The organism is Bradyrhizobium cedriense, from assembly GCF_054602315.1.
Map to the genome: position 1 here is coordinate 46917 of NZ_JBTSWB010000004.1, position 21295 is coordinate 68211.

At 64.5% G+C, this 21295-nt stretch carries 20 protein-coding genes; 14 read left to right on the plus strand and 6 right to left on the minus strand.

What is annotated here, in order from left to right; genetic code table 11:
- The first annotated feature begins 6 nt into the window (after positions 1-6).
- Positions 7-681, plus strand: coding sequence for an LON peptidase substrate-binding domain-containing protein (locus ACYCVF_RS16915; RefSeq protein ID WP_459598120.1), 675 nt, complete (start codon positions 7-9; stop codon positions 679-681).
- Positions 682-990: 309 nt separating this feature from the next.
- Positions 991-1188: a Trm112 family protein gene (locus tag ACYCVF_RS16920; RefSeq protein ID WP_459598122.1), complete on the plus strand. Its 198-nt coding sequence runs from the start codon at positions 991-993 to the stop codon at positions 1186-1188.
- 68 nt (positions 1189-1256) lie between these two features.
- On the opposite strand, the gene ACYCVF_RS16925 is transcribed toward ACYCVF_RS16920, so the two are convergent.
- Positions 1257-2477, minus strand: coding sequence for a ubiquinone biosynthesis hydroxylase (locus ACYCVF_RS16925; protein WP_459598124.1), 1221 nt, complete (start codon positions 2475-2477; stop codon positions 1257-1259).
- Between the two features lie 205 nt (positions 2478-2682).
- Between ACYCVF_RS16925 and tesB the strand changes: the two genes are divergently transcribed.
- Positions 2683-3546, plus strand: coding sequence for an acyl-CoA thioesterase II (tesB, locus tag ACYCVF_RS16930; protein WP_459598126.1), 864 nt, complete (start codon positions 2683-2685; stop codon positions 3544-3546).
- A 104-nt stretch (positions 3547-3650) separates the two neighbouring features.
- On the opposite strand, the gene ACYCVF_RS16935 is transcribed toward tesB, so the two are convergent.
- Positions 3651-4550, minus strand: coding sequence for a GYF domain-containing protein (locus ACYCVF_RS16935; protein WP_459598128.1), 900 nt, complete (start codon positions 4548-4550; stop codon positions 3651-3653).
- 238 nt (positions 4551-4788) lie between these two features.
- Between ACYCVF_RS16935 and ACYCVF_RS16940 the strand changes: the two genes are divergently transcribed.
- The 8 genes from ACYCVF_RS16940 to xth all read left to right on the plus strand — a co-directional run bounded on the left by ACYCVF_RS16940 (position 4789) and on the right by xth (position 14544).
- On the plus strand, positions 4789-5127 hold the full coding sequence (locus ACYCVF_RS16940; RefSeq protein WP_028176997.1) for a P-II family nitrogen regulator: 339 nt from the start codon (positions 4789-4791) through the stop codon (positions 5125-5127).
- A 130-nt stretch (positions 5128-5257) separates the two neighbouring features.
- Positions 5258-6559, plus strand: coding sequence for an ammonium transporter (locus ACYCVF_RS16945; RefSeq protein ID WP_459598131.1), 1302 nt, complete (start codon positions 5258-5260; stop codon positions 6557-6559).
- Between the two features lie 309 nt (positions 6560-6868).
- On the plus strand, positions 6869-7207 hold the full coding sequence (locus tag ACYCVF_RS16950; protein WP_008142813.1) for a P-II family nitrogen regulator: 339 nt from the start codon (positions 6869-6871) through the stop codon (positions 7205-7207).
- A 37-nt stretch (positions 7208-7244) separates the two neighbouring features.
- Positions 7245-8693 carry an ammonium transporter gene (locus tag ACYCVF_RS16955; RefSeq protein WP_459598133.1) on the plus strand — a complete coding sequence of 483 codons (1449 nt, stop codon included), beginning with the start codon at positions 7245-7247 and terminating at the stop codon, positions 8691-8693.
- Between the two features lie 289 nt (positions 8694-8982).
- Positions 8983-10197 (plus strand): aminotransferase class I/II-fold pyridoxal phosphate-dependent enzyme, encoded by a 1215-nt coding sequence (locus ACYCVF_RS16960; RefSeq protein ID WP_459598135.1) that lies wholly within the window; start codon positions 8983-8985, stop codon positions 10195-10197.
- 9 nt (positions 10198-10206) lie between these two features.
- The gene (locus tag ACYCVF_RS16965; RefSeq protein WP_459598137.1) at positions 10207-12684 is read left to right on the plus strand and encodes a DNA translocase FtsK; all 2478 of its coding nucleotides are present in this window, start codon (positions 10207-10209) and stop codon (positions 12682-12684) included.
- A gap of 153 nt (positions 12685-12837) precedes the next feature.
- Entirely contained in the window at positions 12838-13596 is a 759-nt protein-coding gene (locus ACYCVF_RS16970) for an outer membrane lipoprotein carrier protein LolA (protein ID WP_459599640.1), read from the plus strand.
- A gap of 132 nt (positions 13597-13728) precedes the next feature.
- A complete protein-coding gene (gene xth / locus ACYCVF_RS16975; protein ID WP_459598139.1) occupies positions 13729-14544 on the plus strand; it encodes an exodeoxyribonuclease III in 816 nt (271 codons plus the stop codon).
- A gap of 57 nt (positions 14545-14601) precedes the next feature.
- Here the strand turns inward: xth and ACYCVF_RS16980 are convergent, their stop codons facing one another.
- Together ACYCVF_RS16980 and ACYCVF_RS16985 are read right to left on the minus strand one after the other, a co-directional pair.
- Positions 14602-15045 carry a Crp/Fnr family transcriptional regulator gene (locus ACYCVF_RS16980; protein ID WP_061023694.1) on the minus strand — a complete coding sequence of 148 codons (444 nt, stop codon included), beginning with the start codon at positions 15043-15045 and terminating at the stop codon, positions 14602-14604.
- A 60-nt stretch (positions 15046-15105) separates the two neighbouring features.
- On the minus strand, positions 15106-15792 hold the full coding sequence (locus ACYCVF_RS16985; protein WP_008142830.1) for a response regulator transcription factor: 687 nt from the start codon (positions 15790-15792) through the stop codon (positions 15106-15108).
- Positions 15793-15995: 203 nt separating this feature from the next.
- On the opposite strand from ACYCVF_RS16985, the gene ACYCVF_RS16990 reads away from it, so the two are divergent.
- Positions 15996-16565, plus strand: coding sequence for a L,D-transpeptidase family protein (locus ACYCVF_RS16990; RefSeq protein WP_459599642.1), 570 nt, complete (start codon positions 15996-15998; stop codon positions 16563-16565).
- Positions 16566-16571: 6 nt separating this feature from the next.
- On the plus strand, positions 16572-17357 hold the full coding sequence (locus ACYCVF_RS16995; protein ID WP_459598142.1) for a 2-keto-4-pentenoate hydratase: 786 nt from the start codon (positions 16572-16574) through the stop codon (positions 17355-17357).
- Positions 17358-17482: 125 nt separating this feature from the next.
- Here ACYCVF_RS16995 and ACYCVF_RS17000 read toward each other — a convergent pair whose 3' ends face one another.
- The gene (locus tag ACYCVF_RS17000; protein WP_459598144.1) at positions 17483-18172 is read right to left on the minus strand and encodes a YggS family pyridoxal phosphate-dependent enzyme; all 690 of its coding nucleotides are present in this window, start codon (positions 18170-18172) and stop codon (positions 17483-17485) included.
- Between the two features lie 109 nt (positions 18173-18281).
- Between ACYCVF_RS17000 and ACYCVF_RS17005 the strand changes: the two genes are divergently transcribed.
- A complete protein-coding gene (locus ACYCVF_RS17005; RefSeq protein ID WP_459598146.1) occupies positions 18282-19985 on the plus strand; it encodes a diguanylate cyclase domain-containing protein in 1704 nt (567 codons plus the stop codon).
- Positions 19986-20081: 96 nt separating this feature from the next.
- Here ACYCVF_RS17005 and ACYCVF_RS17010 read toward each other — a convergent pair whose 3' ends face one another.
- Positions 20082-21128: a GGDEF domain-containing protein gene (locus ACYCVF_RS17010; protein ID WP_459599644.1), complete on the minus strand. Its 1047-nt coding sequence runs from the start codon at positions 21126-21128 to the stop codon at positions 20082-20084.
- Between the last annotated feature and the right edge of the window lie 167 nt (positions 21129-21295).

The following is a 21295-nucleotide window of genomic DNA, read 5'->3' on the forward strand; positions in this document are numbered from 1 at the left end:
GGGCAGATGCCGATCAACATCGAATATCGCGGGCCCGCCGACCTTCCGGAGATCATTCCGGTGTTTCCGCTGCCGGGAGCGCTGCTGCTGCCCCGCGGCCAGATGCCGCTCAACATCTTCGAGCCGCGCTATCTCGCGATGGTCGATGATTCCTTCCGCGACGGGCATCGCCTGATCGGCATGATCCAGCCCGACGCGGCGCACTCGAAGAATTCCGACAAGCCGGCGCTGTTCCGCGTCGGCTGCGTCGGCCGGATCACCCAGCTCGCCGAATCCGGCGACGGCCGCTACATCCTCGAGCTCACCGGCGTCGCGCGCTTCAAGGTGGTCGAGGAGCTCGAGGTGCTTACTGCCTACCGGCAATGCAAGGTGGACTTCTTCGCCTTCGTCGACGACTTCACCGCGCGCATGGGCGAGGAGGAGGTCGATCGCGAGGCGCTGCTGGCCGTTTTGGCTGACTTCCTGAAGGCCAACAATCTCAAGGTCGACTGGGAAGGCGTCGAGAGCGCGCCAAACGAGGCGCTCGTCAACGCGCTGGCGATGATGTCGCCCTATGGCCCCGCGGAAAAGCAGGCCATGCTGGAGGCTCCCGACCTGAAGACCCGCGCCGAGATCCTGATCGCGGTCACCGAGATGGACCTCGCCAAGAAGCGCACCAGCGGCGATCCGCCACTGCAGTGAGCGGCGCGCGGTCGGATCCGTCCAAGCCTAAGTAGAAGCGATCGCCGAGGTGTTCACCTCTCCCCAGCCGGGAGAGGTGAGATGACCGCGGATGCTTGCGTCCGGTAACATCGCGCCATCAGGTTCTCGCGTTGGTGAATGCCCATCACGCCTTGTGCATGATCCCGAAAAATGCGCGGTGGCTCTCAGGGAGGATCATGCTCAACAGTAAGCGCGATGACGATTCATTGCGATCTCATGGCACTTGAGGCCGGCGATGGGCGGGCGCAAGTTTCTATGCTAGAGGCAAGCCGACCGCCGGAGACCATCATGAACGTGCCCACCGAACGTCCCGAAAACAGCGTCGACCCCAAATTGCTGGAGATTCTGGTTTGCCCGCTGACCAAGGGCCCGCTGGAGTTCGATTCTGCAAAGCAGGAGCTGATCTCGCGCAGTGCCAAGCTCGCATATCCCATCCGCGACGGCATTCCGATCATGTTGCCGGAAGAAGCGCGAAAGATCGATTGAGAATGGCGAATGGGGAGTAGCGAATAGCGAACGGACCTGCTCGCTATTCGCTACTTCCTGTTCGCGCCTCACAACGCCTCGCCCTTCAAGAGCCGCGGCACATCGCCGGTGAGCCCCGCAGCCTGGCGGATGAAGAGATTCTTCAGCGGCGGTGCGCGGTCGACGAGGCCGAGGCCGATGTCGCGCACCGTGCGCAACAGCGTCGACTGGTTGGAGAACAGGAAGTTCAGCGAGTTGGTGGCAACGCCCATCGCCATGGTGTCGAAGCGGCGCCAGCGCTGGTAGCGCTCGAGCACGTCGGCGGCGCCGATATCCATGCCGAGCCGCGCGGCATCGACGACCACTTCCGCCAGCGCAGCGACGTCCTTCAGCCCCATGTTGAGGCCCTGGCCCGCGATCGGATGGATGACGTGGGCGGCATCGCCGACCAGCGCGAGGCGCTCGGCGATGAAGGACCGCGCAACGAAATAGGACAGCGGAAACGCGCGCGGCTTGTCGAGCGCCTTCACCTCGCCGAGATGCAGGCCGAAACGCTGTTCGAGCTCGGCGTGGAATTCGTCGTCGCTGAGCGCAATGATTCGCGCCGCCTCAGCTCGGCGCTCGGTCCACACCAGCGAGGAGCGCTTGCCCGACAGCGGCAGGATCGCGAAGGGACCTGCAGGCAGGAAATGTTCTTCGGCGCGGCCCTCGTGGTCGCGCTCATGGCCGACGGTGACGACGATGCCGGACTGGTCGTATTCCCAGCCATGGGTCGCGATGCCGGCGCGCTCGCGCAGCTTCGACCTTGCGCCGTCGGCGGCGACAAGAAGACTCGCCGCGACGACGCTGCCGTCACCGAGCGTCACGTCGATGCCGTCGGAACGCGCGTCGTAGGAGGTCACGGCGGTGGCGCGGAGGTCGATGCCCTCGGCTTCGGCACGGACCACCAGAGCATCGATCAGGCGGCGGTTCTCGACCATATGCGCGAAGGGCTCGCCCGGCGCGACATCGCCGGCGAAGTTCAGGAATACCGGACGGGTGGCGTCCTCGAGCTTCGAATCCGTGACGACCATGTCGAGGATCGGCTGCGCATCGCTCCTGACGTCGTCCCAGGCGCCGATCGCCTCGAACAGGCGGCGGCAGGCTGCCACGATCGCTGTCGCGCGCGGGTCGCGGCTCGGCCGGGTGCCGAGCGCGGGGTCGGCGACGATGACGGGAATGTCGGGCCCGAGCCCTTGGCGCAGCGCCAAGGCCAGCGCCAGCCCTGCAAACGCGCCGCCGCCGATGACAATGCTACCCTGTACCGCCATACCAAGCTTCCCGGCTGATCCATGCTCTTGCTAGCAGACTAGAGCTGGGCGAAACAGTGCGGTGAAACAAGGGCCGAATGGCCCAATGTGTCGTTCCGGGCCGCGCGGCAGGCGCGAACCCGGAATCCAGAGGTTATCAGCTCGGGGTTCCGGGTTCATCGCTATCGCGATGCCCCGGAATGGCGAGATCTTCGAAAGCAACATCATGTCCAAAAGCCTGATCGACCTCATTTCGATCCTCGACCTCGAGCAGCTCGAGGTGAACCTGTTCCGCGGCAACAGCCCGAAGACGAGCTGGCAGCGGGTGTTCGGCGGCCAGGTCATCGGGCAGGCGATGGTCGCGGCCTGCCGCACCGTCGAGGGCCGGCTGCCGCATTCGCTGCATTGCTACTTCATCCTGCCGGGCGATCCGCAGATCCCGATCATCTACCAAGTCGAACGTTTGCGCGACGGCAAGAGCTACTCGACCCGCCGCGTCACCGCGATCCAGCACGGCAACGCGATCTTCTCGATCATGGTGTCGTTCCACGCCGAGGAGAAAAGCGCGTTCGACCATCAGGACAAGATGCCCGATGTGCCGCCGCCGGAAAAGCTGACGGCGGAGGAGGTGGCGAAGCAGCCGATGTTCAAGGAGATGCCTGAGTTCATCCGCCGCTACTATGAATCCGATCGTCCGATCGAGCTGCGCCCGGTCGAGCTCGGCCGCTATTTCGGCCAGAAGATAGACGACGGCCGCATCCATGTGTGGATCAAGACCGCAGCAACGCTGCCGGACGATCCGGCGCTGCACATGTGCGCGCTCGCCTATGCCTCGGACTTCTCGCTGCTGGATGCGATCATGGCGCGCTATGGCCGCACGCTGTTCGACAAGCGCATGATGCCGGCGAGCCTCGACCACGCAATGTGGTTTCACCGCCCGTTCCGCGCCGACGAATGGCTGCTCTACGCGCAGGATTCGCCGAGCGCGCAAGGCGGCCGCGGCCTGACCCGCGGCTCGATCTTCAAGCCTGACGGGACGCTGGTCGCCTCCGTCGCGCAGGAAGGCTCCGTGCGCGAGCGGAGAGCTTAACGCCTAAGGCGCGATGCGATCACGGTGAACCGTCATCGCGCCTTGGGTTGTCGCCCAATCATCGTCTTACCGGAAAATCGCGGCGCACTTTTCCGGATCATGCTTCAGACGGAGCCGCGCGGAACGAGCTCGGTCTGCGAGGCGAACCAGTTCATGATCCAGCGATACACCCACGGAATCGGGATGATGAGGCTGCACAGGATCACAGCCACGATGCCGCGCCAGAGGATGTCGAGACCGCTGCCCGTGAATACGATCTCGCGCCGCGTGCCCTCGATGCTCCGGCAGAACCAGCGCATCTGCGCCGCGGCGACCCAGGCCCAGCCGATGATGGTGATGAGCGAGATCGCGAACAGCAGGTTCCAGCCGATATAGGCCCAGATCGAGCCCGTGAAGCTCAGGCCCAGCGGCTGCTCGTTGGAGGCGAGATTGGCCACCATCCATTTGACCAGAAGCCAGTAGAGGACGATCTGCACGATGAACAGCAGGTTGCTCAGGATATCGCTGCCGATATAGCCGAGGACGATCGCCAGAACGATGAAGCCGAAATACCAGGGCACCAGCGTCATGGCATTGCCGGTGAAGCCGAGGTTCGGCCGCCCCGGCACCCTCACGCAGGACACGATCCATTTCGTGTACCAGACGAACGCCCACGGCGCGGGGATGACGAAGATCATTCCGATCAGCAGGACGATGGTGCGCCAGGTGAATTCGAGGATGCCGAAATCGACCGCGAGCGACCCTCCGCCGCCGGCAGCAGCATAGCCGCCAGCGCCGCCGTAACCGCTTCCGCCCATCATCGGCGGCCCGCCCATCGGGACCGCCGGCGGCGCGCCGCCGCCGATCAGGCCGGGAATCTCACCCGCCTTCTGCCAGCCGGCCATGCCCTCGGTCCAGACCAGGGTGTCCGGGCGCACGACGCCCTGAGCGACGAGGTCGCGAAATTGCCCCTCCGGAAAGGGCCCCTGCTGCTTGCCCTCGGATGCGTAGAACCAACTCGCCATGTAGAGTCCCCCTCAAACATACTTTTGTACCAGCCGGGACGCCTGGGTTCACCGCATCCATGCCAAAAATGCATTGTGAAGGATGAACGGTTGCCCTGTACAGAGGCGCCCGTTCACACGGCCAAACGTTTTTCCGCTTCAATCTGCAACTTTTTTATGCCATTTGCCCGGAAAGATGCCAGATTGACGCTGCGCCGGGGACATACGGCGCGGCGCATCCCGGGAAACAGGCCTGACCATGAAACTCGTCGTCGCGATCATCAAACCCTTCAAGCTCGACGAGGTCCGTCAGGCGCTGACCGCGATCGGGGTCCACGGCATGACCGTGACCGAGGTGAAGGGTTATGGCCGGCAGAAGGGCCACACCGAGATTTATCGCGGCGCCGAATATGTCGTGAACTTCCTGCCCAAGCTGCGCATCGAAATCGCGGTCGCTTCCGACGTCGCCGACAAGGCGGTCAGCGTGATCACCGCGACCGCGCGCACCGGGCAGATCGGCGACGGCAAGATCTTCGTCACACCGATCGATCACGCGCTGCGTATCCGCACCGGCGAGACCGACAGCGACGCGCTCTAGGTTCTTGGTCTGACGCGTCGTCTCGGCGCGAACCGGCAGCCACTTCGCTCGAAAACGCTCTGATAAATCTTCGATCGCACCGGGCAACGACGCCACAGCGTGCGACGTCATCACTGCTGGGGGAAACGACATGGCGGGATTGTTGCGCCGCGCGGCCTGTTTGGCCGCGCCGATCGGGCTTGTGTCGGCCATGGCGTCGCCGGCGCACGCCGCGCTCTCCGAGATCAACACCGCCGACACGGCCTGGATGATCGTCGCCACCGCCCTGGTGCTGATGATGACGATCCCGGGACTCGCGCTGTTCTATTCCGGCATGGTGCGCAAGAAGAACGTGCTCGCCACCATGGCGCAGAGCCTCGCGGCGGTGACGTTGATCTCCATTCTCTGGGTGGCGTTCGGCTATTCGCTGTCCTTCGTCGGGGACGGACCGTGGATCGGCACGCTCGACCGCTGGTTCCTCGCCGGCATGACCATGGACAGCGTCAACCCTGCGGCGAAGACGATCCCGGAATCGCTGTTCATGCTGTACCAGATGACGTTCGCCATCATCACGGTGGCGCTGGTCGCCGGCTCGGTTGCCGACCGGATGCGGTTCTCCGCCTATCTCCTTTTCTCGGTCGCCTGGTTCATCTTCGTCTACATTCCGCTGGCGCATTGGGTGTGGGGCGGCGGCTTCCTCGCCGGCATGGGCGTGCTGGATTTCGCCGGCGGCCTCGTGGTGCACCTGTCGGCCGGCACCAGCGGCCTTGTTGCGGCCAAGGTGATGGGGCGCCGTCTCGGCTACGGCACCGAAAATCTCTCGCCATTCGATTTGTCGCTCGCGGTGATGGGCACCGGCCTGTTGTGGGTCGGCTGGTTCGGCTTCAACGGCGGCTCGGCGCTTTCGGCGAACTCACGCGCGGTGATGGCGATCATCGCGACCCATCTCGCCGCCTGCGCCGGCGCGCTGACATGGGCTGCGATCGAATGGTCGACGCGGCGCAAGCCCTCCGTGCTCGGCATGATCTCCGGCGCGGTGGCCGGACTCGGCACCATCACGCCGGCCTCGGGCTTCGTCGCACCCTGGCACGGCATCGTCATCGGAATCATCGCCGGAGCGGTCTGCTACTGGGCCTGTACCTGGCTGAAGCACCGCTTCGACTATGACGATTCGCTCGACGTGTTCGGTGTTCACGGCATCGGCGGACTGACCGGAACCCTGCTTGCCGGCGTGTTCGCGACCAGCGCCATCGGCGGCACCGCCGGTCTGCTGGAGGGCCATCCGCAGCAGATCCTGATCCAGTTCTACGGGGTCGCCGTCACCTTCGTCTGGTCGGCGGGCATGAGCTTCATTCTGCTCAAGCTGGTCGGCCTCTTCGTGCCCTTGCGCGTATCTCGTGAGCAAGAGCTCGAAGGACTGGATATTTCGCAGCACGGTGAGGCCCTGCAATAAGGCGCCAGCCCTACTTTATTACCTTTCCGCTGCCCGACGCGTGAGCAACATTGTGTCGACAGCCTGTCATGCCCTCGTTTTGAGCAGCTGTGACCACGTTTTGAGCGCGACCTAATAACGCACTGCAGTGCAGTCCCCGTCAAACGCGAAAACACCTGCTTTCATAGTCCGTTAGGCAAGGCGCCCGATCTGGCACGGCATTTGATTCTAAGGGTCCTGGCTGTGCCCGCGTAGTGAACTCTCCCTCGTGGCGAACCAGTCGAGAACGCCCGGCCACGTCCGGACCGGGCCCAAGCGGGGATAGGACCCATGAAAATTGTTATGGCGATTATTAAGCCATTCAAGCTGGAAGAAGTCCGTGACGCCCTGACCGCCATCGGCGTTCACGGTCTCACGGTGACGGAAGTCAAGGGGTATGGCCGCCAGAAGGGCCATACGGAAATCTATCGCGGCGCCGAATATGCCGTGAGCTTCCTGCCCAAGATCAAGATCGAGGTCGCTGTCGCCTCCGACCAAGTCGACAAGACCATCGACGCCATCACGTCCGCGGCGAAAACCGGACAGATCGGCGACGGCAAGATCTTCGTCATCAACCTCGACCACGCGGTGCGCATCCGCACCGGCGAGGCCGATGCCGCGGCCCTTTGATTTCGCGCTCAACCTTATCCAATCAGGAGTAAATAATATGACGTTCAAGCGTCCCTATGGCGCGGGATTGGCGGCTCTCGCAGTCGGCCTGTTCGCTGCGACCGCAGCCTATGCCGAGCCAACGGTCAACAAGGGAGACAACGCCTGGATGATGACATCGACAGTGCTGGTGCTGTTGATGACGATCCCCGGCCTCGCGCTGTTCTACGGCGGTCTCGTCCGTTCCAAGAACATGCTCTCCGTCCTGATGCAGGTGTTCTACACCGTCTGCGTCGTCACCGTGATCTGGGCCGTGTACGGCTACAGCCTCACCTTCACCGGCGGCTCCGACTTCATCGGCGGCTTCTCCAAGGCCTTCATGATGGGCGTCACCACCGACACGAAGGCCGCGACCTTCTCGGTCGACGCCAACATCTCGGAGCTCATCTATGTCTGCTTCCAGATGACCTTCGCGGCGATCACGCCCGCCCTCATCGTCGGCGCCTTTGCCGAGCGCATGAAGTTCGCGGCGATCGCTCTCTTCGTCCCGCTCTGGGTCACGCTGGTCTATTTCCCGATCGCGCACATGGTCTGGTACTGGCAGGGTCCGGACCTGATCCAGGATGCCGCCAAGGCGCTCGCTGCTGCAACTGACGCGGCGGCGAAGACCGCGGCACAGGCCAAGCTCGACGAGCTCAACGCCGACGCCGGCTGGATCTTCAAGATGGGCGCGATCGACTTCGCGGGCGGCACCGTGGTGCACATCAACGCCGGTATCGCGGGCCTCGTCGGCGCACTCCTGATCGGCAAGCGTATCGGTTACGGCAAGGAGCTGATGGCCCCGCACTCGCTGACCATGTCGATGATCGGCGCCTCGCTGCTCTGGGTCGGCTGGTTCGGTTTCAACGCCGGCTCCAACCTCGAAGCCAGCGGCGGTGCAGCGCTCGCCATGACCAACTCCTTCGTCGCCACCGCGGCAGCCGCGCTGTCGTGGATGTTCGCGGAGTGGATCGTGAAGGGTCACCCCTCGGTGCTCGGCGTCATCTCCGGCGCCGTCGCGGGCCTCGTGGCCGTCACGCCTGCGGCCGGCTTCTCCGGGATCATGGGAGCAATCGTGCTTGGCCTCGTGGTCGGCGTGGTCTGCCTGTTCTTCTGCACCGTCGTGAAGAACGCGCTGGGCTACGATGACTCGCTCGACGTGTTCGGCGTGCACTGCGTCGGCGGCATTGTCGGCGCCATCGGCACCGGCATTCTCGTCAACCCCGCCCTCGGCGGCGCCGGCGTCGTCGACTACACCGCGATCCCGCCCAAGGTCGCCGACTACGACTTCGCGGTCCAGATGCTCGCCCAGATCAAGGCCGTCTGCACCACGCTGGTGTGGTCGGGCGTCGGCTCGGCGATCCTCTACAAGGTCGTCGATGTGATCGTTGGCCTCCGCGCCAATGTCGAGAGCGAGCGTGAAGGCCTCGACATCACCGAGCACACCGAGCGCGCCTACAACATGTAAGTCTCCTCCCGGGGCGCGGTCTCGTCGAGGCCGCGTCCACAACTACGGTTCGGGCACATACCCGGCAATGCCCTGACCGTTGAGGGGCTCCAGCGCAAGCTGGAGCCCCTTTCTTTTGGATCGGACGCGCATGCCTCCCGCTGTTGTCCGGCCTCATTATTCCTGCTCTGGACGCGGGCGTCGACCGATGGTTAATCGCGTCTTAACCTCGCCCTATCTATGGTGAACTGAACCGCTTCCCGCCGGTGCTTTCGTGCGACCGGCTGTTCCAAGAGTGCTGGCGCCCAGAATGGCTATGACCGCTTCATCCCGTGCGCCGCAGGCCGGTGGAAGCTCCGATCCCGAACGCTCGCCCTTCGTCCGGCTGAACGAGCTGCTGGCCCCGCATCAGCCCGGCAAGCCCCTGATTTCGCTTGCGGTCGGGGAGCCGCAGCATCCCGTGCCCGACTTCGTCGGCCCCGTCCTAGCCAAGCACATCGCCGATTTCGGCCGCTACCCCGCGAACAAGGGCACCGACCCGTTCCGCCAGGCTGCGGGCGCTTGGCTGTCGGCGCGGTTCCAGCTGCCGCGACCGCTCGATCCCGAGAGCGAGATTCTCGTCCTCAATGGCAGCCGCGAAGGGCTGTTCTTCGCGGCGATTACCGCGGCGCGTTATGTCGGGCCACGCCCCGGCAAGCCTGCGATCCTGATGCCGAACCCGTTCTATCCGGTCTATGGCGCCGGCGCCCGCGCGGCCGCTTGCGAGCCGGTCTATCTTCCGACCACGGTGGAAAACGGCTTCCTTCCCGATCTCGAGACGATCGACGAGGCGACGCTCGCGCGCACGGTGGCGTTCTATCTGGCTTCGCCGGCAAATCCGCAGGGCTCGGTCGCCAAGCCGGACTATTTCAGGCGGCTGAAGCAGCTCGCCGACCGCTACGGTTTCGTGATCCTCAGCGACGAGTGCTATTCCGAGATCTACACCCGCGAGGCCCCGGGCAGCGCGCTTGAATGCGCCGGACCCGATTTCACCCGTGTGGTCGCGTTCCAATCGCTGTCGAAGCGCTCGAACCTGCCGGGCCTGCGCGTCGGCTTCGCCGCCGGCGACAAGAAATTCATCGGCATGTTCCTGGAGTTGCGCAACATCGCGGCGCCACAGGTGCCGGTGCCACTCCAGCACGTCGCGACCGTCGCTTACGGTGACGAGACGCATGTCGAGGAGAACCGCAGGCTCTACCGGATCAAGTTCGATCTTGCCGACCAGATCATCGGCAATCGCTACGGCTATCGCCGGCCCGACGGCGGCTTCTGCGTCTGGCTCGACACGTCCGCGATCGGCGACGATGTGTCGGTGACGCTGAGACTCTTCAAGGAAGCGGGCGTGCGCGTGGTACCCGGCAGCTATCTGGCGCGGCTGCAACCCGACGGCTTCAATCCCGGTGCGGGCTACATTCGCCTCGCGCTGGTGCAGGATGGCGAGACCACGGCGCAGGCGCTGCACCGCCTGGTCGAGACTCTGGGTTAGGCGGGGCCCATGAGCATGTCCGCAATCGAACGTGTCATCCCACTGGTCGGCCATCTGCCGCCTTCGATCCGCGAGGGTCTGGCGCGGCGCTTGCGCGAGCTCACCGGGCTCGGCCTGATCGCGCTGGCCGGCATCGCCTCGGCGGGGCTGATGACCTGGTCGGTGCAGGATCCCAGCCTCAGCCACGCGACCTCGCGGCCGATCCGCAACATCCTCGGCTATGCCGGCGCCATCGGCGCCGACCTCGCGATGCAGATATTCGGGCTCGGCGCGATCATGCTGGTCCTGACGGTCGCGGTGTGGGGCTGGCGCATGATGACGCATCGTCCGTTCGACCGCGAAGCGCTGCGGCTCGGCTCCTGGATTCTCTGCACCGTCATTGCGGCGGGCTTCGTCAGCTGCTGGCCGCATGGCGGCGCATGGCCGCTGCCGACCGGCCTCGGCGGCGTGGTCGGCGACGCGCTGGTGCGCGCGCCCGCGGTGATCTTCGGGCCGGCCGGCATGATCTATCGGATCGTGCTGGGCACCATCCTGTTCACCGCGATGGCGGCGACCTTCCTGATCGCCTGCGGCCTCGGCGCGCGCGAACATGACGATGAGTTCGCGGAGATCGAGGACGACGACAAGCCGCTCGACGAAGACGAGGAGAGCGATCGCGGCTCGGTGTCGCTAGGCTGGCTGTTCCACGCATTGATGAGCACCAAGGCGCGGTTGATCTGGCTGCTTGGCGCCGCTTACCGTTCGCTGGTCTCGAGTGGACCGAAAACCAAGGCCGTTGCATTCAGCCGCCAGGAGCCGAAGCTGGGCGGCGCCCGCGCCGCGCCCTCGATCTCGCCGCAGTCCGAAGACGAGGACTACGAGGACGGGCACGAGGAAGAGGAGGACGAGGAGGAGGAAGAGGAGCAGCCCGCCGCGCGCGCGCCGCGCAAGAAGGCTGCACCGAAGGCCGCGGCCAAGAAGTCCTCCGACAAGTTCGAACTTCCGTCCGTGTCCGTGCTGGCCGCGCCCAAGGCCGGCGACAGACAGCCGCTCAGCAAGGCCGAGCTGGAAGCCAATTCGCGCTCGCTCGAAGGCGTGCTGCAGGATTTCGGCGTGCGCGGCGAGATCGTGAAGGCCAATCCGGGCCCCGTTGTTACGCTGTACGAGCTGGAGCCTGCGCCTGGCATCAAATCCTCGCGCGTGATCGGGCTTTCCGACGATATCGCCCGCTCGATGAGCGCGCTGTCGGCGCGCGTCGCCGTCGTGCCGGGCCGCAACGCCATCGGCATCGAATTGCCGAACGCTCATCGCGAAAAGGTTTACTTGCGCGAGCTGCTGGTCGCCAAGGAGACGGTCGACACGGTGGCAAAGCTGCCGCTGTGCCTCGGAAAGACCATCGGGGGCGATCCCGTCATCATCGATCTCGCGCGCACGCCGCACATGCTGATCGCGGGCACCACCGGCTCGGGTAAGTCGGTCGCCATCAACACCATGATCCTCAGCCTGGTCTACCGGCTGCGCCCGGACCAGTGCCGGCTGATCATGGTCGATCCGAAGATGCTCGAACTCTCCGTCTATGACGGCATTCCCCATCTGCTCACGCCAGTCGTGACCGACCCGAAGAAGGCGGTCGTCGCGCTGAAATGGGCCGTGCGCGAGATGGAGGAGCGCTACAAGAACATGGCCAAGCTCGGTGTGCGCAACATCGACGGCTACAATACGCGCCTGCTCGAGCTGAAGGCCAAGGGCGAGGAACCGACGCGCACGGTGCATACCGGCTTCGACAAGGAAACCGGCAAGGCGATCTACGAGGAAGAGAAGCTCTCGCTCGACCCGCTGCCCTACATCGTCATCATCGTCGACGAAATGGCCGACCTGATGATGGTCGCCGGCAAGGACATCGAAGGCGCGGTGCAGCGTCTTGCGCAGATGGCGCGCGCGGCCGGCCTCCACGTGATCCTGGCGACGCAGCGTCCGTCGGTCGACGTCATCACCGGCACCATCAAGGCGAACTTCCCGACCCGCATCGCCTTCCAGGTGACCTCCAAGATCGACAGCCGCACCATTCTGGGTGAGATGGGCGCCGAGCAGCTGCTCGGTCAGGGCGACATGCTCTACATGGCCGGCGGCGGCCGCATCAGCCGCGTGCACGGACCGTTCGCCTCCGACGAGGAGGTCGAGAAGGTGGTGCGTCACCTCAAGACGCAGGGACAGCCGGAATATCTCGAAGCTGTTACCGCCGAGGAGCCGGCCGAGGACGAGGACGGCGCAGTGTTCGATGCGACCGGCATGGGCGGGGATGGCGGCGGCGATCTGTTCCAGCAGGCGGTTGCGATCGTCAAACGCGATCGCAAGGCCTCGACCAGCTACATCCAGCGCCGCCTGCAAATCGGCTATAACCGTGCCGCATCGCTGATGGAGCGAATGGAACTGGAGGGCATCGTCGGTCCCGCCAACCACGCCGGCAAGCGCGAGATTCTGGTCGAGGAAGAAGACAGCCATATGTGAGGCGAGCGGCCTCAAGACATGATTTCACGCAAAATCGATATCTGCTTTTGCCCGAATTCACGCTAAAAAGGCGCCCAGCCACGTTAGGACGACGCGTTGATCAAACATCCGGACATTCGATTCGCTGCCACCATCGCCGCGCGTAGCGCGCGCGTGGCCGGCGTGCTTCTCGTCACCGCCGCGATTGCGACTGCGACCTCGTTCGCGCAGACCGTGCCCGTGCCGAAACCCGCGCCGAAGGGACGTGAGGGTGCTCCAGCCGGAGGCGGTGGACCCACAGTCACCGGCGCGACGCAGACGCCGCCCAATCCGGTGATTCCGGATCCGCGCCGCAACGTGCCGAGCAGTATCTTCCAGACCTTCGATGCCAACCAGAAGGCGCAGGCGGCCAAGGTCAGCGCCTATCTGTCGTCGCTTCAGACGCTGGTCGGGAATTTCGTCCAGGTCGGTCCCGACGGCAGCAAGACGCAGGGCGATTTCTACATCCAGAAGCCGGGCAAGGTTCGCTTCGAATATGATGCGCCGAGCCCGATCGACATCGTTGCCGACGGCTCCTCGCTGGTGGTGCGCGACCGCAAGCTCGCGACCCAGGACGTCTATCCGCTGTCGCAGACGCCGCTGCGCTTCCTGCTGTCCGACCGCATCGACCTGATGAAGGACACCAACGTCGTCAACGTCTCGGCCGACGACGTCTATGTCAGCGTGACGATCGAGGAGAAGCAGGCGCTGGTCGGCACCAGCCGGCTGCTCCTGATGTTCGGCGCCAAGGACGGCCAGCTCAAGCAGTGGACCGTCACCGATCCGCAGGGCTACGACACCACGATCGCGGTCTACAATCTGGATGCGAGCAAGAAGCTCGATCCCAACATGTTCAAGATCGATTTCACCAATTACGGCCCGTCACCGGGCTGAGATAGCATGGCCGCTGCAATCACCGTCATGCCCGGGCTTGTCCCGGGCATCCACGTTTCTGGGTCCGACAAAAAGACGTGGATGGCCGGGTCAGGCCCGGCCATGACGGATGGAGTTTGTTAGATCGTTCCCATGCGTCTCTCCCTGACAACCTGGAACATCAATTCGGTGCGCCTTCGTATCGATCTGGTCGCGAAATTCCTCAAGAGCGCGCGGCCGGAGGTGTTGTGCCTGCAGGAGACCAAGTGCATCGACGACGCCTTTCCGTTGAAGCGCTTCAAGCGGCTCGGCTATGAGCATGTCGCGCTGAACGGGCAGAAGGGCTATCACGGTGTCGCCATCGTCTCGAAGATTCCGTTCGACTCGAAGGACATCCGCACCTTCTGCGACAAGGTGGATTCGCGCCACATCTCGGTGTCGTTCGGCGAGAAGGCCGGCATCGCAAAACCGCTAGTGCTGCATAATTTCTACGTGCCCGCCGGCGGCGACATTCCCGATCCCGCGCTGAACGAGAAGTTCGACCACAAGCTCCGCTTCCTTGACGAGTTGAAGGCGTGCGAGCCGCTGCATCCGCGGGGAGACGATCGCCACGTCCTGGTCGGCGATCTCAATGTCGCGCCGCACGAGAACGACGTCTGGTCGCACAGGCAGCTGCTGAAAGTCGTCTCGCACACCCCTGTCGAAACCGAGAAGCTGAAGGCAGCGCTCGCCGCCGGGGAATGGGTCGACGTCGCGCGCGAGCGCATCCCGATGTCGGAGAAGGTCTATACGTGGTGGAGCTACCGCTCCGCCGACTGGACCGTCGGCGATCGCGGCCGCAGGCTCGATCACATCTGGGTCTCGCGCGCGCTGAAGGACGCGGTCCAGGATTTCAAGATTTTGCGCGACGCGCGGAGCTGGGAGCGCCCGTCGGACCATGTGCCTGTCACGGTGACGCTGGAGGTATAGCCTCCCATCATTCCGGGCTCGCGACTTCGTCGCCCCCGGAATGACAGGTTGAGAGATTCAGGACGTCAGCTTCGCGCCTGCCATCAGGATATCGCTGGCGATCTGGCTGGAGCGCACCGCGAACTCGTCGCGAAGACGCACGGCGGCGGCGGGATCGCTTTCGAGAACGCGCTGGAACAGGCTGCGCGCGACGCGGATGACGGAAGAATGCTCCAGCGCGATCGCACTCGATGGCCGCTTCATCGGCACCACCAGTGCGAGCTCGCCGATCAGCGCGCCGGGGCCGGCGATCATTTCGGCGCCGGCGCCGTCCTCGACCCTGAAAGCGCCGCGCTGGACCACGAAGCCGGCGTCGGCATCGTCGCCGAGATTGAACAGGACGTCGCCGCGGACGAAGTCACGCTGCTCGGAGCCGATCGCCAGCATGCGCAACGAGGCTTCTCCCAACAGGCGCAGTGTCGGGACACGCTCGAGAAGCGCTACGTCGTCGTCGATTGACATTCCGGTCCGTGGCTCGAGGAACGCGCCAATTTACGACGAATCGCGCGTTTCCGGAACGTATCACGGCACCAGCTTGTAGCCACCGGCTTCCGTGACCAGGATTTCCGGGTTGGCCGCGTCCTTCTCGATCTTCTGGCGAAGGCGGTAGATGTGGGTTTCCAGCGTGTGGGTGGTCACGCCCGAATTGTAGCCCCAGACCTCCTGCAACAGGGTCTCGCGCGACACCGGCATCTGGCCGGCCCGGTAGAGGAAGCGGAGAATCGCCGTTTCCTTCTCGGTCAGGCGCACCTTGCGCGCATTGGCCGCGGTCAGCATCTTCGAGCCGGGACGGAAGGAGTAGGGGCCGACCGAGAACACCGCGTCCTCGCTCGCCTCGTGCTGGCGAAGCTGGGCGCGGATGCGGGCCAGCAAAACGGCGAAGCGGAAGGGCTTTGCAACATAGTCGTTGGCGCCGGATTCCAGGCCCAAGATCGTGTCGGAATCGGTGTCGTGCCCGGTCAGCATGATGATCGGGGCCTTGAAACCGCCCTTCCGCAAGGAGCGGACAACTTCGCGGCCGTCGGTGTCGGGCAGGCCGACATCCATGAGAACCAGATCGGGGGAGTTGGCCTTGGCAGCGCTCGCGCCCTTGGCGCCGGTATCGACCGCGGAGGCCTCGAACTCTTCGTGTAGCGATAATTGCTCCACCAACGTATCGCGCAGATCGGTATCGTCATCCACGATCAGGATCTTGCGGGCATTGGCCATAGGGGGTCATCCTTTTAGCGTCCGGCTTGGCGCGCATCCGTGCCGCACCCAGCCGCGAGGGGAAGTTTAGGGGTCGCCGTTGTTATTGTTGTTCGTGTTGAAGTAGTGGGCTGTTACCGATTCACAAGCCAGAAGCACTCTAACTCAGAATAGCAGGGCGGTTTGATGAATGTCCTGTAATGAATTCGACATTGCACGTTCATATGAAAAATAAAGCAACTTCAGCTGGTTACACCAGGACTCGAAGCGCCGGGCCGCTCGCCGCGATCCGCGTTAAGCCTGCTGCCGGCAATCCGCGCCGGGGGTGGTTGACGGCCGGAGCGCTGACCATACCGGTTGCGCTGGGGCGGGGCGGCATTCTCGCCAATAAGCGCGAGGGCGATGGCGGCACCCCCAGGGGCAGCTTCCGTCCCAGGCGACTGTGGTGGCGCGGCGATCGGCACAGCCGCCCACGGACCTTCCTGCCGGCCCGGATCATCACCGGCGAGGACGCTTGGTGCGAGGACCCACGGGACCGTCATTACAATCAGAATATCCGGCTTGGCGAGGGGCAGGGCGGTGACCGGCTCAAGCGGGCCGACCATCTCTATGACTTCATCGTCGAGATCGACCACAACAAGAGACCGCGCATCGCCGGCCGCGGCAGCGCGGTGTTCCTGCACCTGGCTCGCGACAATTTCGGCCCGACCGCGGGCTGCGTCTCCATGACGAAGTCTGCGATGCTGCAATTGCTGCGGCGCTTGGGCCCGCGAACAAAAATCATCATCGGGTGAGGTTGCATGCTGGACAAGGATCAGATCGCCGCCGCCTCAGAGGTCCTGGTCAAACACTGGCGCGATGGCACCAAGCTTGAGGCATTGGAGGCCCGGTTGCGGCCACAGAGTCGCGCGGAAGGCTATGCCATCCAGGCTGCTCTGGAAAGACGATCGAGCGGGACATTGTTCGGCTGGAAGATCGCGGCAACGAGCGAGGCCGGACAAAAGCACATCAATGTCACGGGACCGTTGGCCGGGCGCATCATGAGCGACACGTTGATTGCCGATGGCGGCACCGCTTCGATGAAGGGCAACGAGATGCGGGTCGGCGAACCGGAATTCGCCTTTCGCATGGGGCGCGACCTGCCGCCCCGCGCGACGTCCTACACCGCTGACGAAGTGCTCGCCGCCGTCGAGACCCTGCATCCCGCGATCGAGATTCCCGATTCGCGCTTTGTCGATTTCGCCGGCGCGGGCGAGGCGCAGCTCATCGCCGACAACGCCTGCGCCCATCTGTTCGTGCTCGGCGCGGCGACGGCGGCGAACTGGCGCGCGATGGATCTCGTCGAGGAGCGACCGCAGATCACGCTACGCGGCGAGCGCTACACCGGCCACGGCAGGAACGTGCTCGGCGATCCCCGCGCAGCACTTGCTTGGCTCGCGAACGAGCTGTGCGGACTCGGCGTCACCTTGCGGGCAGGGGAGGTGGTGACGACGGGCACCTGCCATCCGCCGCTGCCAATTCAAGCCGGCGATCATTTCGCAGTGGATTTTGGCGTGCTGGGGAAGGTATCGGTGAGGTTCGATTAGGCCCGGCAAATTCCGTCGTCGTCCTAAGTTTCGCCGATACGAACACCGTTCACTCATGAGAGTTCACGCGGTACGGGTCCCGGATCAGCGCTCCGCTTCACTGCGCTTGTCCGGGCCGACAGCAACTACCGATGACCGAAGATCGCGCTCCCCACGCGCACATGCGTGGCACCCAGCATGATGGCTGTCGCGAAATCCGCGCTCATGCCCATCGAGAGATTCGTCAGGCCGTTGCGCGCGGCGATCTTGGCGGTGAGAGCAAAGTGCGCCGCCGGAGGTTCGTCGACCGGGGGGATGCACATCAGTCCGGAGATCGTCAGCCCATAGGTATCGCGGCAGCTCGCGAGAAAGGCGTCGGCCTCGCCGGGCGCGACGCCTGCCTTCTGCGGCTCTTCACCGGTGTTGATCTGGACGAAGAGCTGCGGGTGCCTGTTCTGGGATTCAATTTCCTTGGCTAACGCCTGGCAAATGCTCGGGCGGTCGACCGAATGGATGGCGTCGAACAACGCAACCGCCTCTTTCGCCTTGTTGGATTGCAGCGGCCCAATCAGATGCAGCGCGATATCGGGGTAAACGGACGTTAGCGCGGGCCACTTGCCTTTGGCCTCCTGCACCCGATTCTCGCCGAATACGCGCTGTCCGGCGGCAATGACGGGGGTGATTGCATCCGCCGCGAACGTCTTGGACACCGCGATCAGCGTCACCGAGGCGCGATCGCGCCGCGCATCCTTGCAGGCGCGCGTAATTTCGGCTTCGACCGCGGCGAGCGCGTTTGGTGAATGGCCGGTTACCGGCGCGGCGTTGGCTTCTGTCATGACGTCTCTTGGCCGGGTTCGTAGCCCGAGTTAAGTCCAATTTTACCGAGTTCAAGAAACAGTTTTTGAACCCTTCGCTTTACCTTAGCCCGCGGGGTGGGTAGCGAAGATGGCAAGCGTCAGTCTCAACCGCAAACGAGCGAAACTCAAGCAGGTTCTCGGAATCCGGGCGCGGCTTGCGTTGCTCGCGGTGATTCTCGTGGCCCCCTTGATGCTCGATCGCGTCCGTTCGCTCGAGGACGCGCGCGCGCGTCAGATCGCGCAGGCTGCGGCCGAATTCACCACGGTGGCAAGGCACAGCGCCGATGCGCAGCGCGAGGTCATCTCGTCGGTCGAGACCATCCTGAAATCGGAGGCCTTCATTCGCGCTTCGGTCGGCGGCGTCAGCAAGAGCTGCGACGTGCTGCGCGCGAGTCTGCCGTCGAGCCTGCCCTGGATCCGCACGCTTCTGATCGCCGGCCAGGACGGACGCATCCAATGCGCCACCAACAACATGTATGTCGGCCTCGATCTCAGCGACCGGCCGTACTTCCAGCAGGCACAGGAAACCGGCCGCTTCGTATTGAGCGACTTCATCATGTCGCGGCCGGTACCGTCGCCGACCGTGATGGCGGTTTATCCGGTCTCCGCCTTCAGCGGGGTCACCGATGCCGTCGTGCTTGCCACCGTCAACCTCGACTGGATGTCGAAGGTCATGAGCAATCTGGGCGGTCGCGCCGGCATCACCGCGGTGCTGGTCGACAGCGCGGGGACCGTGCTGGCGGCTCCGGCCGATCAGCACAGTGCGGTCGGCCGTCCGCTCGACAACTTGCCGCTGATGTCCGCGATCGCCGACAAGGCGCTGCGCTCCGACCAGGACGAGGGCTCGCTCTCTTTCCTCGCCGCCGACGGCTCGCGCCGCGCGGTCAGTTACATCCGTATCGCCGGCACCAATGCCCGACTGATCGCCAGCATCGATGAGGACAAGGTGTCCGCAGCGGTCAGCCGCGAAATACGCACTGCATATCTGCAGCTCGCTTTCGTCGTCGTGTTCGTCCTGCTCGGCGCGCTGATCGCCGCCGAGAAACTGGTGATCAGGCCGATCGAGATGCTCGCCGACATGGCCAAGCGGCTCGGCGAGGGCGATCTATCGGCCCGCGCGGCGCGCAATCGCCTACCGGCCGAGTTCGTGCCGCTGGCCCGCGCCTTCAACGCGATGGCTGCGCAGCTGAGCCAGCGCGAGCGCGAGCTGATCGCCAGCAACGACCGCCTGACGGTGATGGCTTCGATCGACATGCTGTCCGGTCTCGCCAACCGCCGCGGCTTCCAGAGCCGGCTCGACTTCGAGTGGATGCGCGCACAGCAATATGGCAGCGACCTCTCGCTTCTGATGATCGACGTCGACCATTTCAAGCTCTTCAACGACACCTACGGCCATCTCGAAGGCGATTCCTGCCTGACGCGACTCGGCGAGTCGCTCTCGGGCATTGCCGCCGACACGATGGGCTTTGCGGCCCGTTACGGCGGCGAGGAATTCTGCCTGCTGCTGCCGAACACCGACGTGACGCGGGCCGTCGAGATCGGCGAGAAGGTGCGCGCGGCCGTGCTGCAGCTCTGCCTGCCGCACATCACGTCTGCGCATATGATCGTCACGGTCTCGATCGGCGTTGCCGCGACGAAGCCAAATGAGGTCCTGCGGCCCGGTGATCTCATCGAGGCCGCCGACGCCGCGCTCTATGCCGCCAAGCATCGCGGCCGCAACAACGTCGTCGAGCACGGCGTGCAGGCGATCGGGACCGGCGCGGCCGACATGGTGATGGTGGCCAGCGCCTAAGCGCGATGCGATCAGGATGAACGGTCATCGCGCTTTAGGTTATCGTTTGAGCATGATCTTTTCGGGAAACCGCTGCACACTTTTCCGGATCATACTCTAACCGGCGGCCCCGGCCCGCTCGAGATCAATCTCCGTCACCACACGATTGCGGCCGCCGCCCTTGGCGAGATAGAGCGCGCGGTCGCAACGCTCGATCAGATCGTTGATCGCCTCGCCCGTCCGGTACTGCGCCACGCCGACCGACACGCTGATGCCGGGCAGGATCTCGCCGGTCGAACGGCGCGTGATCGTGCACGCGGCGACCGCACGCCGGATGCGCTCGGCGATCTCGGCGCAAACGGCGAGATCGGCGTCCGGCAGCACCGCGATCAGCTCCTCGCCGCCATAGCGGGCCGGCAGATCCTGCTCGCGAACCTTTTCGCGCAGCACCTTCGCCATCAGGCGCAGCACCTGGTCCCCGACGCCATGGCCGAAATTGTCGTTGAAGGTCTTGAAGTGGTCGATGTCGAGCAACAGCACGCTGAGCGGCTCGCCCCATTCCGCGATCGCCTGCGCCTTGCGCAGGAATTCGTCGAGCGCCCGCCGGTTCGCAAGCCCCGTCAGCATGTCGGTCCGGGCGCGCTGCTCTGAGCGCGACAGCGAATCGCGGATCACGTCGAGCTCGCGGGTCTTTTCGGCAAAGCCTGCCTCGAGCTGTGTCGCCCTCGTGGCGGCCCGCGCCAGCTCGTTCATGAGCTGGGCGACCAGCAGTTTTGGATCGACACCGGCCCTGCCCTGGTCCGCCACCTCACTGATGACCTGCATCTGCGAATGATTGTCGGCGATCGCGGTCGCCAGAAATTCCTTCGCGGCCCCCATGAGTGCCTGCAGCCGCTCGGACGTGTCGACCACCGCGGCACTCACCTGGGGCGCAACGTAGGTCTCGAACAGGTCCTGATTGGTTCGGGCGTCGAAAGGGCGATTGTGGTCGATCAGGAGATCGATTGCGTTGCGCAGATCGTCATGACTGCCTGCGAAATACTGGAACCAGACGGCGAAATTGGCCGGCGTGGGCGCAATCCGCTGCTCGGCCATGCTCCGCATCGCCCGTCCGGCAATGGACGCGGCATAGTCGTGATCGGGATCGTCGAAGCTGGAATCCATCGCGCTCATGCGGTCCTTGTCGGGCGCAACTTGGCATCGACCCCTTAATCACACCCCAACGCGGGCCCTCGTAGTTATGCGGAGGCGCCGCCAAAGTTCCAGAACGCGGCAACCCATTGACCCCCCGAGGTCTTCTATGGCCTAGTCCGCCGTCTTGTGACGGCCGA

Bases quoted from the DNA above. Each gene is read 5' to 3' on its own strand.
- ACYCVF_RS16915 (WP_459598120.1), top strand. From the start codon at position 7: ATGCCGATCAACATCGAATATCGCGGGCCCGCCGACCTTCCGGAGATC.
- ACYCVF_RS16920 (WP_459598122.1), top strand. From the start codon at position 991: ATGAACGTGCCCACCGAACGTCCCGAAAACAGCGTCGACCCCAAATTG.
- ACYCVF_RS16925 (WP_459598124.1), bottom strand. From the start codon at position 2,477: ATGGCGGTACAGGGTAGCATTGTCATCGGCGGCGGCGCGTTTGCAGGG.
- tesB (WP_459598126.1), top strand. From the start codon at position 2,683: ATGTCCAAAAGCCTGATCGACCTCATTTCGATCCTCGACCTCGAGCAG.
- ACYCVF_RS16935 (WP_459598128.1), bottom strand. From the start codon at position 4,550: ATGGCGAGTTGGTTCTACGCATCCGAGGGCAAGCAGCAGGGGCCCTTT.
- ACYCVF_RS16940 (WP_028176997.1), top strand. From the start codon at position 4,789: ATGAAACTCGTCGTCGCGATCATCAAACCCTTCAAGCTCGACGAGGTC.
- ACYCVF_RS16945 (WP_459598131.1), top strand. From the start codon at position 5,258: ATGGCGGGATTGTTGCGCCGCGCGGCCTGTTTGGCCGCGCCGATCGGG.
- ACYCVF_RS16950 (WP_008142813.1), top strand. From the start codon at position 6,869: ATGAAAATTGTTATGGCGATTATTAAGCCATTCAAGCTGGAAGAAGTC.
- ACYCVF_RS16955 (WP_459598133.1), top strand. From the start codon at position 7,245: ATGACGTTCAAGCGTCCCTATGGCGCGGGATTGGCGGCTCTCGCAGTC.
- ACYCVF_RS16960 (WP_459598135.1), top strand. From the start codon at position 8,983: ATGGCTATGACCGCTTCATCCCGTGCGCCGCAGGCCGGTGGAAGCTCC.
- ACYCVF_RS16965 (WP_459598137.1), top strand. From the start codon at position 10,207: ATGAGCATGTCCGCAATCGAACGTGTCATCCCACTGGTCGGCCATCTG.
- xth (WP_459598139.1), top strand. From the start codon at position 13,729: ATGCGTCTCTCCCTGACAACCTGGAACATCAATTCGGTGCGCCTTCGT.
- ACYCVF_RS16980 (WP_061023694.1), bottom strand. From the start codon at position 15,045: ATGTCAATCGACGACGACGTAGCGCTTCTCGAGCGTGTCCCGACACTG.
- ACYCVF_RS16985 (WP_008142830.1), bottom strand. From the start codon at position 15,792: ATGGCCAATGCCCGCAAGATCCTGATCGTGGATGACGATACCGATCTG.
- ACYCVF_RS16990 (WP_459599642.1), top strand. From the start codon at position 15,996: ATGAAAAATAAAGCAACTTCAGCTGGTTACACCAGGACTCGAAGCGCC.
- ACYCVF_RS16995 (WP_459598142.1), top strand. From the start codon at position 16,572: ATGCTGGACAAGGATCAGATCGCCGCCGCCTCAGAGGTCCTGGTCAAA.
- ACYCVF_RS17000 (WP_459598144.1), bottom strand. From the start codon at position 18,172: ATGACAGAAGCCAACGCCGCGCCGGTAACCGGCCATTCACCAAACGCG.
- ACYCVF_RS17005 (WP_459598146.1), top strand. From the start codon at position 18,282: ATGGCAAGCGTCAGTCTCAACCGCAAACGAGCGAAACTCAAGCAGGTT.
- ACYCVF_RS17010 (WP_459599644.1), bottom strand. From the start codon at position 21,128: ATGGATTCCAGCTTCGACGATCCCGATCACGACTATGCCGCGTCCATT.